Origin of the sequence: Lacrimispora sphenoides (assembly GCF_900105215.1) — a bacterium.
Taxonomy (GTDB): domain Bacteria; phylum Bacillota; class Clostridia; order Lachnospirales; family Lachnospiraceae; genus Lacrimispora; species Lacrimispora sphenoides_A.
In genome coordinates, this window is the sequence record NZ_FOIP01000001.1 from 712,612 (window position 1) to 726,297 (window position 13,686).

At 44.9% G+C, this 13,686-nt stretch carries 12 protein-coding genes; 1 reads left to right on the plus strand and 11 read right to left on the minus strand.

What is annotated here, in order from left to right; genetic code table 11:
• The first annotated feature begins 58 nt into the window (after window positions 1-58).
• A complete protein-coding gene (spoIIR, locus tag BMW45_RS03220; protein WP_092240496.1) occupies window positions 59-718 on the plus strand; it encodes a stage II sporulation protein R in 660 nt (219 codons plus the stop codon).
• Here spoIIR and BMW45_RS03225 read toward each other — a convergent pair.
• The 11 genes from BMW45_RS03225 to BMW45_RS03275 form a co-directional block, all read right to left on the minus strand.
• The gene (locus tag BMW45_RS03225) at window positions 687-1,883 is read right to left on the minus strand and encodes a TolC family protein (RefSeq protein ID WP_092240498.1); all 1,197 of its coding nucleotides are present in this window, start codon (window positions 1,881-1,883) and stop codon (window positions 687-689) included. The two genes, spoIIR and BMW45_RS03225, sit on opposite strands and share 32 nt — an antisense overlap.
• A 3-nt stretch (window positions 1,884-1,886) precedes the next feature.
• Entirely contained in the window at window positions 1,887-3,038 is a 1,152-nt protein-coding gene (locus tag BMW45_RS03230) for a TolC family protein (protein WP_092240500.1), read from the minus strand.
• A gap of 133 nt (window positions 3,039-3,171) precedes the next feature.
• Window positions 3,172-6,213, minus strand: a complete 3,042-nt coding sequence (locus tag BMW45_RS03235; RefSeq protein ID WP_092240502.1) for an efflux RND transporter permease subunit — start codon at window positions 6,211-6,213, stop codon at window positions 3,172-3,174.
• A 12-nt stretch (window positions 6,214-6,225) separates the two neighbouring features.
• A complete protein-coding gene (locus tag BMW45_RS03240; RefSeq protein ID WP_092240504.1) occupies window positions 6,226-7,365 on the minus strand; it encodes an efflux RND transporter periplasmic adaptor subunit in 1,140 nt (379 codons plus the stop codon).
• A 22-nt stretch (window positions 7,366-7,387) separates the two neighbouring features.
• Entirely contained in the window at window positions 7,388-8,011 is a 624-nt protein-coding gene (locus BMW45_RS03245; protein ID WP_092240506.1) for a TetR/AcrR family transcriptional regulator, read from the minus strand.
• Window positions 8,012-8,209: 198 nt separating this feature from the next.
• Entirely contained in the window at window positions 8,210-8,398 is a 189-nt protein-coding gene (locus BMW45_RS03250; RefSeq protein ID WP_092240507.1) for a hypothetical protein, read from the minus strand.
• Between the two features lie 15 nt (window positions 8,399-8,413).
• The gene (locus BMW45_RS03255) at window positions 8,414-9,088 is read right to left on the minus strand and encodes a GntR family transcriptional regulator (protein ID WP_092240509.1); all 675 of its coding nucleotides are present in this window, start codon (window positions 9,086-9,088) and stop codon (window positions 8,414-8,416) included.
• On the minus strand, window positions 9,078-9,983 hold the full coding sequence (ispE, locus tag BMW45_RS03260) for a 4-(cytidine 5'-diphospho)-2-C-methyl-D-erythritol kinase (RefSeq protein WP_092240511.1): 906 nt from the start codon (window positions 9,981-9,983) through the stop codon (window positions 9,078-9,080). Before ispE ends, BMW45_RS03255 begins: the two co-directional genes overlap by 11 nt.
• Before the next feature lie 320 nt (window positions 9,984-10,303).
• The gene (locus BMW45_RS03265) at window positions 10,304-11,230 is read right to left on the minus strand and encodes a D-ribose ABC transporter substrate-binding protein (RefSeq protein ID WP_092240513.1); all 927 of its coding nucleotides are present in this window, start codon (window positions 11,228-11,230) and stop codon (window positions 10,304-10,306) included.
• Between the two features lie 22 nt (window positions 11,231-11,252).
• Complete coding sequence (locus BMW45_RS03270) at window positions 11,253-12,194, minus strand: ABC transporter permease (protein WP_092240515.1); 942 nt, start codon at window positions 12,192-12,194, stop codon at window positions 11,253-11,255.
• A complete protein-coding gene (locus tag BMW45_RS03275) occupies window positions 12,194-13,681 on the minus strand; it encodes a sugar ABC transporter ATP-binding protein (RefSeq protein ID WP_092240517.1) in 1,488 nt (495 codons plus the stop codon). The genes BMW45_RS03270 and BMW45_RS03275 overlap by 1 nt, the downstream gene beginning before the upstream one ends.
• Window positions 13,682-13,686 lie beyond the last annotated feature (5 nt).

Consider the following 13,686-nt stretch of genomic DNA (forward strand, 5'->3'; position numbering starts at 1 on the left):
TATTATAGCACATATGGTTACAATTACAAATAGATTCCAGAAAAAAGGAGGAACCCCTATGAAACAGAGACACGATTTATTTTTATGTATTACCTGTCTTCTTATCGCATTTTTGCTTACCGTTTCAGACGGAAGGCAAAAGGATGAAGCACTGGCTGCACGGATCGCTCCGGAAATCCTGCGTTTTCACGTATTAGCAAACAGCGACAGCACAGAAGACCAAACCCTCAAATTAAAAGTTCGCACCATGCTGCTCAATTCAATCTATGAGGACCTTGGAGAAAATGCATCCCTTGAGGAAACAAAAGACTTTGTTCTCACACACACAGACAGCCTGGAAAGAAAAGCGGAACACTACATGAAAAAACTGGGATATAATTATCCCGCACATATGGAACTGACCAATTGTTACTTTCCCACCAAAACCTATGGAGACATGGTATTTCCCTGCGGCAATTATGAGGCCGTCCGGGTAAAAATAGGCGAAGGAAAAGGACGCAACTGGTGGTGCGTCCTTTATCCTCCGCTATGTTTCACAGATTCTTCGTATGCGGTTGTACCGGATGCTTCCAAAGCAATATTAAAAAGTTCCATGGATGAATCTGATTATCAGATAATCAGCCGGGAAGCTCCAAAGATCCATATCCGTTTCAAGCTGGTTGATCTGCTTTCCAAGAAAGCGGAGCCTACTGTTCAGAAGCCGTTACAATCCCGTTAACCGCCCACTGGTAGGTACTATAGGCCTGATATAAGGTGTTATAAGCGGTTTGCTTTTCTCCCTCTGCCTGTGAAAATGCCATCTGGGCCTGCAAATAGTTTATCTTGCTCAGCATGCCCAGCTGATAGGAGCGGTCAGCCTTCTGCTTTTCCAGAACTGCCTTTTCATAGGCGGTGGAGGAGGCGTCATAGGCGGATTTAGACTGAAGGATCTCCTGGTAATAGGACTGCATGGTAACCGTAAGGTTCTGCTCAGCCTCTGAAATACTGGCATCCTTGTTCTTTATACCGGTAGTGGTCTGGTTAGAAGCTCCGTGACGGCTATCAATCAGATCGTAATTATTTCCGATCGCCTTTGCTGTATCCGCTGTCAGGTCCAGTGCCCCGATAACGGAAAGGTCCAGTTGGGGGATCTCTCCAATCTGAACTGATCCATCCGTCGGATAGCCGGTCATCAGGCAAAGAGATCGCTTCAAACCGTCGATGGTGTTGTCAAGCTGGTCAAGAGCGGCCTGTGCTGCCAGGACCCCTTTATTGGCTGCCAGCACATCTGCTTCCGTCGCCAAGCCCTGTTTAAGGCTTATTGACTGGGCTTCATAGCCTGATATACTTAAATCCAGTGCCTTTTGAACCATGGCCCGATTGGCCAGGGCGCTGTTATAGCCAATCATGATCTGATCTGCGGCAGAAGAGAAGGTCTTTGAATAGCGGTCAACATTTTTCTTGACTCCCAAGTCAATTCGTTTGAGTCCGTTATTCAGTTTCTCCGCATTACTGCTCAGGCCCTTTGCCGTGCCTTTTAAGGCCAAGTATACCATCATCCCTTCATCGCTGCCTGTGGCCCCTGAATCTTTCATCGCCTGGGCATCATCATTGAGATCGCGGATATACTGTCTCATTTCGTCATAGACATACTGCTGGTTGCTTAACTCATTTCCAGCCGAATCGGCTATGTTCTGAACATCAGGATTAAAATACTTCACTAAATTGGAAAGCTCATCAAATTCTATGGTCTGATCGTTAAGCCTGTTCCAAGTTTCCTCTGTCATCCCGTCAGGAATGGCAGTTCCCGTACTACCGGGTCCTGCTGCCCCATAAACCGGCAGGGCAGCGGTGAGCGTGAGGGTCACTGCCATACAGGCAGATAAATAGCCTTTCTTTCTCATATCTTATAAACCTCCTGCCGAAGCCAGTCCGTTTAACGCATTATCATAATTTTGAACCGCCTGGAACAGGCCAAGCTCTGCTGTCTTTATAGCGAAATTCTTCGTGTCATATGCATTTTTCTGCTTTAGATAATCCAGTTTGCTTAAAGCTCCCAGGTCATATTTCCTCTGGGCAGTATCCATATTTTTGCTTTCCAGAGCAAATTCTGCTCCAGCCTGGTCATACGCTGCCTTTGCCTGAAGAACCGCCCGGTAGCGCTTTGTTAAATCGGAACCAATATTCTGCTCATTGTTTGAAATCGTCCGGTTCAAGGTCTGCTTTGTAATATCCCCTACGGCATTTTCCAGCTTCCTCTTATTGATTTTTAAGGTATAGCTGTTGCCCAGGGCAGATTCCTTATCTGTATCCGGGTTCATGGCTGCAATGCGTTCCATATTCACAGCTGGAATTTCCAAAATATCCGGTGTGTCGTTGTATTTCCAGCCCAGCATAACGCAAAGCTTCTGTCTGGTCTCCTCAACGGAAGATGTCAGCTTATCAATGGAAGCCTGGGTGCTCTGAATACTCTCTAAGGCACCCAATACATCGGTCTGGGTTGCCATTCCTGCACTTTGTCTTACCAGTGCAGACTGGTACGCAGCCTCTAAAAACTCCAAGCTGCTCTTTGCAGTTTCCAGCTCATATCTCTGCTGAAAATAGGCAATCATGGAAGACTGGGCCGTTGCTACCAGATTGGCCTCCTCCTGCTCATAGGTAAGCTGATATACCTGCAAATCCTCTACGTTGTTATCTGCCATGACTTCCGCACGGTTGGCGCTGGCCGCACCGCTTGCATCAGACACCGGATCATCTCCGGTAATCATGTTTCTGTAATCGTTTGCCGCATCCCGGTAATACTGGGCATTCTGGTCACTGGTAATCCGGTCATCCTTTTTCTTATCATTAATATCCAGCTGGTTTTTCTGGACCGTCACATTATATTCACGGATCAGGCCTGCCAGTTCATCGTATTCCATCACATTGTCACGGAGCTTAGCCCACTCCTCTGGGGTTCTTGCAAACTCCGGGCTTCCGGCCCAAGCTGTGGCCGCCGGTCCGGAGACAGTAAGCGCTGCCGCAAGGCAAAATGCACTGATCTGTTTCCATTTTCTCATCCTGAATCCTCCTTAACTGGGATTTTTATGCTGTTTACCTGTCATTATCTTATCATATCCTGCTTAAAACAAGAAATCCACTTTCTTCCAAAAGGGAACCGGAAGTTACGAAGGTCCGGCTCCCTGCTGCCTCTTAATCCGGCAATAAATTCTTATCCGTTTTACCGCTCATAATGGAATAATATACTGGAAGCATGAGCAGTGACAGAATGGTGGAAGCCGTCAAACCGCCCACGTTTACTAATGCAAGGCCCTGCATGGTCTCACCATTCTTTCCGACCGCCATTGCCATAGGTACCATGGACACCACCGTTGTGAGTGTTGTCATGAGGATGGGACGGAGTCTGGTAGCTCCTGCTTCAATCAGGGCAGTGCGCTTATCCATGGTTGATCGGTACTGGTTGACCGTATCCACATAAAGGATTCCGGAGTTCACCACCGTTCCAATGAGCATTAAAAAGCCAAGGAGGGATGGCATGCTGATAGCAACTCCCGCAGCCGCCAGGAATCCAAAGGACCCGATTAAGCTGAAAGGAATCGTCGTCATGACCATCAGGGAGAACTTTGGAGATTCAAACTGGGCAGCCATAACGATGAAGATCAGGAATATAGCCGTAGCGATCGCTTTAAACAGGCTGGTAAACTCTTCCTGCATAGACTCATCCTCACTGTTCTTTGCTCTTGTAACGATATCATTCAAATACTTATTTACAATCTTTTCATCAATATCTTTTTTTGCCGCTTCTTTATCCTTTTTCGTCTTAACTACATCGGTAAAGGAGCCTGTAATAGTAACTACGTATTGTTTGTTCTTCCTGCTTATTGAGGAAGGACTGTCTTCATAGCCGATATCAGCAATATCCGTAAGCGCCACAGAGCCGCCATAGTTGTTTGGTACCATAATACCCTCTACTTTATCAAGAGTATCATAAGAATCTTTTGGATATTCCACTTTAATATCAACTTCCTGGCCTGCCACTTCCATGGTAGATGCCTTCGTACCACTCAGCATGTTGTTTAATAAGCCGCCCACACTAGCTGGGACAACGCCTTCTGCCGCTGCCTTTATAGGGTCAACCCGGACTTTTAATACAGGTGCCGCATTCTCCAGGTCCGAATGGACCTTGATGAGCTGGGGGCTTTCGATCAGCTCTGCTACCATTTGGTTTGAAACGCTTTTCAGTTTATCCAACTGGGAGCTTTGAAGGATTACCTCAAAATCATTACTGCTGCTCATTTGGCTCATGGAAGAGGTGGACTCTACGGTAACATTGCAGTCGGCAAGTTGGTTCATCTCCTTTTTCCACTTGTTTACAACCTCCTTGGTGGACAGTTTACGGTCATCTTTTAAGTAAGCTGTTAAGGTTCCCTTCTTACCTCCGCTAAAGCTTAGTCCGCTCCCTCCATAGTTTACCATATAGGACTTTAAATCACCCTCACTGGTAACAATATCTTCCAGCTTCTTTAGGATTTTATCCGCCTCTTCCAACTTAAGCCCAGGCTTCATCTCTGCAGAAACGGTTATCGTTCCCTGATCCACGTTGGGCATCAGTTCAAATCCAAGCCTGGTAGCAAGGGCAAAGGAGGCGATCAAAAGCAGAACCGACACGATCATAACCATGGCACGCTTGTTAAGCAAACGATCCACGATCTTTCGGTAGCCGTTCTGCATCGCTTTTACGATTCCTCCCATAGGAGAATTCTGCTTCTCAACAGGCCGGAACCTGCTATAGCACAGAGGAACGATGGTAATGGCTGAAAGCAGCGACGCCAGCATACAGAATACAATCGTATAGCCCAACGGCTTAAAGAGCTGGCCTGTAAGGCCTTCCAAAAGCGCCAGAGGGATAAATACGACACAGGTGGTAATGGTACCTCCAAGAATGGACTGCAGCACAACTCCCGTTCCTTCTAGCGCTGCCTGCATGTATTCCCGGAACCCGGTGCCCTTTTGGGAACGGAAGCAGCTCTCCATAACCACGATTGAGTTATCCACCATCATACCTACACCAAGAACAATACTGCTCATGGTGATAACGTTCAGGGAAAAGCCCATGGCCGCCATTAAGATTAACGACACCAGAATGGATACCGGAATGGAACTTCCTACAATGAGAGATGCCTTGATATCTCCAAAGAAAAGGAAAATAATAATCATGGAAATAATTACCGCCATGATCATGGTATCCTTAACACTGTTAAGAGCTGATGTGATCTGGTCACTGGTATCGTCAACAACTACAATATCCAGGTTGGGATATTCTCTTTTCAAAGTTTCAACGGTCTTTAACACGGCTTTGGAGACATCCACCGCACTATTTTTCTGCTGTTTATTAATGGATAAGGTAATGGTATCTTCCCCATTATACCGACCGATGGCTTCCTGTTTTTCAGATGTTTCCGAAATATCGGCAATGTCCTCCATGTAAATGGTCTTTCCACTGCCAGCCACTACAGGGATCTTTTTAAGGCTTTCTATGTTTCCTACTTCTACTCCGGTACTGACAGATAAATCACGCTTTCCCACTCCGGTACTTCCTGCCGGGTATGTAAAATCAGCCGCTTTGATGGCCTGACTGATGGAATTCATAGTAAGATGATACTGGTTCATCTTTTCCGGGATCAGACGGACACTCACATAGCCTTTCTGGCCTCCGCTTACGCCTATGCTTGCAACGGATGAAATCTTTTCAAATTCCGGTACGATTTTATCGTTTACATAGTTATAAAGATTATTCTGAGATGGATCCTTAACGGCCAAAGTCACCACAGGCATATCATTGATATTGAATTCCATAACGCTGGGAGTTTCCACGTCGTCTGGAAGCTCAACATTATCCATTTTCTTTTTCAGATCCGAATACGCCTTATTCATATCCGTACCATATTCGTACTCCAGAAGCACGATGGAAACATTCTCCTGGGAGCTGGACTGAACATTCTTAATGCCTGACAAGGTGCCGACAGCATCTTCCACCGGCCTGGTAACCAGGTCGTTTACATCCTCCGGGTTAGCTCCTGCATAAACGCTGCTGATCAACAGCATGGGGAAGTTCATTTCCGGCGTCAGCTCCATTTTAGAAGACAAAACAGAGGACAAACCAAATACAATCAAGCACAATATTGCTAAGACGGTGGTTACGGGCCGCTTTAAAACGCTTTTTGTGATTCCCATATTCCCGCCCCCTTACTGTGCTGGACCGGAAGGTTCTGTTCCAGTTTCTTCTTCTGCCGCGTCTTCTTCTGCCTGAGATTCATTATCATTCCCGCCTGCAAGAGTAACCTTAGAACCCTCATACAATTCACTGGTCCATGTGGTCACTACCTGATCATCGGCAGCAATACCGCTTTGGATCTCAGTATACTCATTGTCTGCCAGCCCTACGGTTACCGCATTCTTCTTAAGTGATCCATCTACATATGTATAAATGAACGGGTTCCCGCCCTCATAATAAACGCTGTCAACCGGAACTGTCAGGACATTCTCTGCCCTTTGGGCGATTACGTAAAGCTTTACTGAAGTCCCAGTAGCCAGGGTATCTCCATCGGGTATGGAAGCCTTTACCTTAAATAAGCCGCTTGCCTGATCAATCATTGTGCTTACTTCCGTTATGGCCGCGGTATGATCGGTACCATTCTTTTCTACCCTTATGGAATCTCCTGCCTTCAGTCCTCCTACAATGCGCTCCGGAACATAAAAGGTCAGGGATTTCCCGCCTTCCCCTGAAATAACGCAAAGGGTGGTCTGAGGTGAGACCATATCATGAACGCTGATGTTAAAACTTTCCACACGTCCTGCAATTGGCGCCGTCACCTGGCTGCTTTCCATCTGGATCTTATATGCAATTTTGGCATTCTCATATTGAAGCCTTGCCATCTCCATTTTATCGACTAGAGACTGATAATCTGCTTCCGCCACATCGCCGGCTGCATAAAGAACGGAATAACGATCGAAATTTTTCTTAGCGTCTTCATAAGTAATTCTGGCGGTTTCCGTAGTGATCCGGGAGCTTTCCACCTGTTTTGTGTCAATGACACAGAGAAGCTGGCCCGCGGATACCATATCGCCGGTCTTAACTCCTACGCTTGTAATTTCTCCGGCTCCAAGAGGTGTAACATGCACAATACTGTCCGGCTCAATCGTTCCGATCAGCTCATTGCTTAACTCAATGGTCCTGATTTCAGACTTTTCTACAGTTACAGCCGGCGGTACCTCCGCCACAAGCTCTTCCTTTTTTCCTTCCAGTGCCCTTGGAAGAATCAGTCCTGCCACGGCTGCCACAATTACAACCGCTCCTGCAATGATGAATATTTTTTTCTTCGTCATAATAACTCCTTATTTGGCCATATTAAGATTGTAATGATTGTTTACGAATTCCATATTGCAGAATTTCTAATTTTTCCAGGAAAATTTTCTTAATTTTTTCTTCATCTTCCCGATGATGGTAGTACCAGCCCATACAATGAGCAAGTTCCAAGAAAATCATGGATACCAGTTTCCCAAAGGTTTCCATACTCTGATCTTTAAAATCAGAAGTATCGATGGCACGGTACATCATCTCCTGCAGCTCTTGCTGGCTTTTGGAATTTTCCTGGCATAGCTGATGGGTCGCACCAAACATTGTCTCACTGTCGGCAATGTTCTTAATCAGCTGCAGAACATTTTCCTTTGTATTGGATATGCTGTATTGCAAAAATGTTTCGGCCGTTTTCCATAAATTACCATTATTTTTTTCCGCGCAATCTACCCAGCTATTCTGAAAATTTTCAGCAGCATCTTCGAAAATATATCTAAGAACATCACGCTTATCTTCAAAATAAGTATAAAAGCTTCCTCTTGATATTCCAGCGGCCTGGATTATTTTATTAATAGAGGCCTTTTCAAACGGCACTCTTGTAAATTCCTCCACCGCTGCATCGCGGATGGTTTTCCTTTTTCCTGCCGGAAGATTATAAAACCGTTCCGTTGGCATCTTTTCATCTCTCCTTTCTCTTTTCCCATGTGAATCCTCCGACCACACGAAAAGGTGACAACATGCCACTTATTATAATGACACGTTGTCACCTTGTCAAGAAAGGTTATATTTATTTAATAATTTTTCCAATTCTGTTTATCTTTTGCAATTTTCGGCCCTCGTTTTTGGGCAAAATGGTATGACTGCCAGGCGTTCCTATCTCCTGTCCAGAAGCTCCTTTAAGGCTTCATCGCTCTCTTCGATCCACACATCCTCTTCCTCTTCATTAAGGCCGAGAAACTTTGCAAGGGTTTCGGGCGCATCGCTGCTATTCCATTCTTCAATAAAATCATCAATGGCTTCAAATTCTATCTCACCGGCCAGATACTTCTCCTTAAACGTCATAAAATACCTCTCTTCTTATTCCTGTTCCTTGATATTCTTTGATACTGTGATCTCCTGGTTATCAATATGCTCCCGCATTGCTTCTTTTGCTTCCTGAACCTTCCGCTGTCTGACCGCCTTCAATATATTGTCATGTTCCAGCAAAAGAATCTGGCGTTTATCCTCATCCTTAATGTATTCCAGACGGTAACGGTACATCTGCTCTCTTAGATTGTTGATCATCTGCACCAGCCTGTCATTGCATGTGCCTTTATAAATCACATCATGATAAGCTTCATCCGTCTCCGCAATCTCCATGGGATTGCCTTGTTCCACGGCCTCTTTAAATTCTTCCTGCTTTTTTTCAAGCTCCTCTACGGCTTCCGGGGTCATACGCTGGCAGGCCAGTTCAATCGCCAGCTCCTCTAAGGATCTGCGGACCTCCAATACATCTCTTAAGCTCTTCTCTGAAATCTTAGCAACCTCGGCTCCCTTTCTGGGTATCATTAGTACAAGCCCTTCCAGTTCCAGTTTCCGGATGGCTTCCCGGATAGGCGTACGGCTGACTCCAAGACGATCCGCAAGCTGGATCTCCATAAGGCGCTCTCCCGGTGCCAGTTCCCCTTTTAAAATCGCCTGGCGCAGCGTGTTAAATACCACGTCCCGAAGGGGCAGATATTCATTCATATTTACCTTTAAATCATTGCTCATTTGTAACCTCCCTGGTATTGTAAAAATTCGTTAGATAAACCTGCTTTGCAAGGCTCTTGGCCTCGCCATACCTCAATTCCTCATAAGCCCTTTCTGCGGCTCTGGGGCTTGTAAATATGCCAAAAACCGTAGGGCCGCTTCCGCTCATTAAGGCGTTCACAGCTCCCAATTCTTTCATTTTGTCTTTAATCTGTGCAATCACCGGATATTCTGGAATCGTAACTGTTTCAAGCACATTTCCCAGGCGCTCTGACACCTGGTATATGTTGCGGTTCCCAATGGCTTCGATCATGCCGTCAATATCCGGATGGTCTTCTTTTCGTAAACCGGGCAAATCCAGATGCTCATAAACGAACTTCGTGGATACGCTGACCCCAGGCTTTGCTATGAGCACCTGACACTGGGGCATATCGGGAAGAGGCGTTAAAATTTCCCCGATTCCTTCACTCAGTGCTGTTCCTCTCATCAAACAATAGGGAACGTCTGCTCCGATCTTCACCCCCCGTTCCATCAGTTCTTCTCTTGTCAGGCCTAGCTGGAACATCTTGTTCACTCCGAACAGTACCGTTGCCGCATCGCTGCTGCCGCCGGCCATGCCTGCAGAAACCGGTATGAATTTATTTAAATGAATGCGGATTCCGTGAATAATATGAAACTCCTCCATCAAAAGCCTGGCTGCTTTATAAACCAGGTTGTTTTCATTCACTGGAAGATAATAGAGATTTGTCACTACCTCAATTCCCGGGGTCTCTTTTAAGTAAATATCAATCTTATCATAAAGGCCTACGGTCTGCATGATCATTCGTACCTCATGGTATCCGTCTTCCTGTTTTCTTAAAACATCAAGTCCCAGATTAACCTTACCATATGCTTTTAATCCCAGATGTCTTATCATAGGCAAACATCCCTCACTTTTTATCTCTTAGGATTGTATTTTTTTATTTTTTTGTATACAGTATTTAGTATATAACGAAACAGGAAAAAGTACAAGAGGTTTATTCCCTAATATGCCTTCTTCATTGTTAAATTTTCATAAACAATGGGAATAGCCGCTTGCTCCTGTTAGAACAAACGGCTATGCAAAAATTATATTTATGTTTGATATGACGACTGCTGCTGCATTTGCCGCTCTAATAGCTTGGAGATCTGTGGTTTGCTGCACAAAAAAATACAGTCAGATTATCTTATTTAGATAATCTGACTGTATTTAAGTTATTATTTCTTAATCAGCGTAACTTCCACCGGTATGGACTTCTCAACACTTTTCCCTTCCATGATTGATATAGCAGTTTCAACAGCTGTCTTTCCCATCAGTTCCGGCTGCTGTGCGACTGTCGCTGCCATTGTACCGTCTTCCACCGCTTTTCTCGCATCATCCGTAGCGTCAAAGCCAACTACCTTGATATCTTTTCCGGTTGATGCAATTGCTTCTACAGCCCCTAATGCCATCTCATCATTGTGCGCAAACACTCCTTTTATATCACCGTCAGCCTGCAGGATATTTTCCATAACAGATAAGCCTTCCGCTCTGTTAAAATTGGCTGTCTGGCTGGAAACCACTTTTAAATCTTTGTCAGCTACTTCGTGGAATCCCTGTCCGCGGTCAATGGCAGCAGATGCTCCCGGTACACCTTCCAGTTCAGCAACTTTTGCTCCTTCGCCAACCAGCTCTTTTAAATATTCTGCCGCCATTCTTGCACCGGCTACATTATCAGAGGCAATCTGGCACTCTACCTCGGCTCCATTTACCGCACGGTCAACTGCAATGACTTTAATTCCCTTTTTCGTGGCTGATTCTACCGCTGATGCTACCGCATCGGAATCCACCGGATTGACAATCAGAACTTTAATATTTTTTGATATTAAATCTTCAATATCGCTGATCTGCTTTGCGCTGTCATCTCCTGCATCTACTACTGTAAGCTGGATTCCTTTCTCTTTCGCAGCATTTTTGGCTCCGTCTGATAATGTCACGAAAAATGGATTATTAAGCGTTGAAACAGAAAATCCGACCGTCTGGGCACTGCCTGCAGGACTGCCTCCTTCTTTCTTCTCACCGCCGCCCGCGCTGCATCCAACTACCGCACTTGCCCCTAAGGCCATAACAGTTACCAATGCTGCTACTTTTTTAAATTTTTTCATTTTATATTCCCTCCTTTTATTTTTACCGTTTTCGGTCTGACAGAACGGCTGTCAGAATCACCAATCCTTTGATCACATCCTGGTAATACGAGGATACGCCAAGTATGTTAAGACTGTTGTTTAATACTGCTATTATGAGTACTCCGATAAATGTTCCATATATCTTACCCCTGCCACCGCTCATACTGGTTCCGCCGAGAGCGACAGAAGCAATGGCATCCAGTTCATAACCGGAACCCAGGGTAGGCTGAGCCGAATTAAGACGGGATAAAAGAATAAGACCTGACAATGCGGCCATGACGCCGGATATGACATAAGCTATAATCTTTGTTTTACGTATATTGACGCCAGCCAGTTCGGCTGCCTTCCAGTTACTTCCGGTTGCATAGATATGGCGTCCAAACGTGGTTTTTGTAAGCAGGAACCAGAAAAATGTGAACATAAGTATCAATAATATAACCGGTACCGGAATTCCAAAAACATCGCCTTTTCCAATTGATTTTAAAAGCATGCTCTCACCCAGCCTGGATATAGGCTTTCCATTGGTGTAAATCATTGTCAGCCCCCGGTATGCGGTCATTGTTATCAGCGTAGCTATAAACGGCTGTAATCTTCCTCTGGTCACCAGCACACCGCTTATCAGTCCAAGAAATGCTCCGATCAGCAGAGAGACCAGCATGGCAACACCTGCCGGCACTCCTGAAGTTATCATTCCCGCACAAAGTGCAGTGGACAACGCCAGAACGGAACCAACTGATAAATCAATGGCACCTGTAAGTATAACAAAGGTCATACCAAAAGCGATAAAACCATTTATGGAAGACTGTCTTAAAAGTGAGAGAAAATTGCCGGTCGTACGAAATTCCGGGCTTATGATACTGATCAGTGCCACAATAAGAACCAGAGAAATCAGTGCGCCATAATCTCCCATAATATTGAACCATTTTTGTCTCTTTTCTTTCATCACAGTTTCCCTCCTGTTGCAAGAGTCATGATTTTTTCCTGATTCGCTTCTCCCTTATTAAGGATACCGCGGACTGTGCCTTCCCTGATTATCATAATCCGGTCACTCATTCCCAAAATTTCCGGGAGTTCAGAAGAAACCATAATGATTGCAACTCCTTTTGCTGCCAGTTCATTAATAATGTTATAGATCTCTTTCTTTGCGCCTACATCTACTCCCCTTGTTGGCTCATCAAGGATCAATATTCTGGGATTGGTATATACCCATTTGGCAAACACGACCTTCTGCTGGTTTCCACCGCTTAACTTTCCACATTCCTGAGCCTGATGGAAACAGCGTATTTTCAATTCATTGATTGCATTTGCGGCTAAACTTTTTTCTTTTCCTTTATTAATTACATGATACCGGTCAGATATGGAGGCCAGATTTGTCAGGGAAATGTTGTTTTTTATGCTGTCTTCCAGCATAAGCCCCTCGGTTTTTCTGTCTTCCGTGATAAAGCCGATTCCATATTTTATGGCTGCAGCAGGATTGTCTATGGAACATTTGGTGCCATCAATAAAGATGTCACCTCCATCATGCTGCATATTTCCAAATATGGACCTCATGATTTCCGTGCGCCCCGCTCCCATGAGGCCGGACACCCCCAGCACTTCGCCTTCTTTTACTGAAAAATTAATATTTTCATATATTCCTTTTTTTGTAAAACCTGATACCTTTAATATTTCTTTTCCAATAGAACTCTTTCTTTCCGGATACCGTTCCCCAATCTCACGTCCAATCATCATTTTTACGATATCTTTTTCATTGGTATCTTTTGTTTCTTTTGTTCCCACATACTGCCCGTCCCTTAAGACTGTAATCCTGTCACACAGTTCAAATATCTCCTCCATGCGATGGGAAATATAAATGATGGAAACTCCGTCTTTCTGCAGCTTCTTTATTACCTTAAAAAGAATTTCCGTTTCACTGGCCGTAAGTGCCGCCGTAGGCTCATCCATGATGATCACCTTTGCCTCGCTCATAAGCGCCCTGCAGATTTCTATCATCTGCTGCTGCCCTACCGCCAGCTCTGCCATCCTTTTCTTCACAGGTATTTTAACCCCTAATTTATCCAGAATAGTTTCTGCCTGTTTTTGCATTTCTTTTTTATTGCAGATTCCTCCACGAGTGGTTATTTCCTTCCCCAGGAAGAGATTTTCTTCTACTGTCAGGTCAAAAAGTACATTCAGTTCCTGATGGATCAGGATAATTCCTGCATGTTCCGCTTCTTTCGGCGTTTTATATACAACCTCTTCTCCATCGATCAAAACCGTTCCGGAATCTTTCTCATAGATACCTGTCAGTATCTTCATGAGAGTGGATTTTCCAGCCCCGTTTTCTCCCATCAGTGCATGGACCTCGCCGCTTTTCAGGCTGAAACCGGCATCAGACAGTACTGCATGATCACTAAACGATTTACAGATTCCTTTCATCTCAATTTGCATAGCTC

Bases quoted from the DNA above. Each gene is read 5' to 3' on its own strand.
- BMW45_RS03235 (WP_092240502.1), bottom strand. From the start codon at position 6,213: ATGGGAATCACAAAAAGCGTTTTAAAGCGGCCCGTAACCACCGTCTTA.
- BMW45_RS03230 (WP_092240500.1), bottom strand. From the start codon at position 3,038: ATGAGAAAATGGAAACAGATCAGTGCATTTTGCCTTGCGGCAGCGCTT.
- BMW45_RS03275 (WP_092240517.1), bottom strand. From the start codon at position 13,681: ATGCAAATTGAGATGAAAGGAATCTGTAAATCGTTTAGTGATCATGCA.
- BMW45_RS03250 (WP_092240507.1), bottom strand. From the start codon at position 8,398: ATGACGTTTAAGGAGAAGTATCTGGCCGGTGAGATAGAATTTGAAGCC.
- spoIIR (WP_092240496.1), top strand. From the start codon at position 59: ATGAAACAGAGACACGATTTATTTTTATGTATTACCTGTCTTCTTATC.
- BMW45_RS03245 (WP_092240506.1), bottom strand. From the start codon at position 8,011: ATGCCAACGGAACGGTTTTATAATCTTCCGGCAGGAAAAAGGAAAACC.
- BMW45_RS03255 (WP_092240509.1), bottom strand. From the start codon at position 9,088: ATGAGCAATGATTTAAAGGTAAATATGAATGAATATCTGCCCCTTCGG.
- BMW45_RS03240 (WP_092240504.1), bottom strand. From the start codon at position 7,365: ATGACGAAGAAAAAAATATTCATCATTGCAGGAGCGGTTGTAATTGTG.
- ispE (WP_092240511.1), bottom strand. From the start codon at position 9,983: ATGATAAGACATCTGGGATTAAAAGCATATGGTAAGGTTAATCTGGGA.
- BMW45_RS03225 (WP_092240498.1), bottom strand. From the start codon at position 1,883: ATGAGAAAGAAAGGCTATTTATCTGCCTGTATGGCAGTGACCCTCACG.
- BMW45_RS03265 (WP_092240513.1), bottom strand. From the start codon at position 11,230: ATGAAAAAATTTAAAAAAGTAGCAGCATTGGTAACTGTTATGGCCTTA.
- BMW45_RS03270 (WP_092240515.1), bottom strand. From the start codon at position 12,194: ATGAAAGAAAAGAGACAAAAATGGTTCAATATTATGGGAGATTATGGC.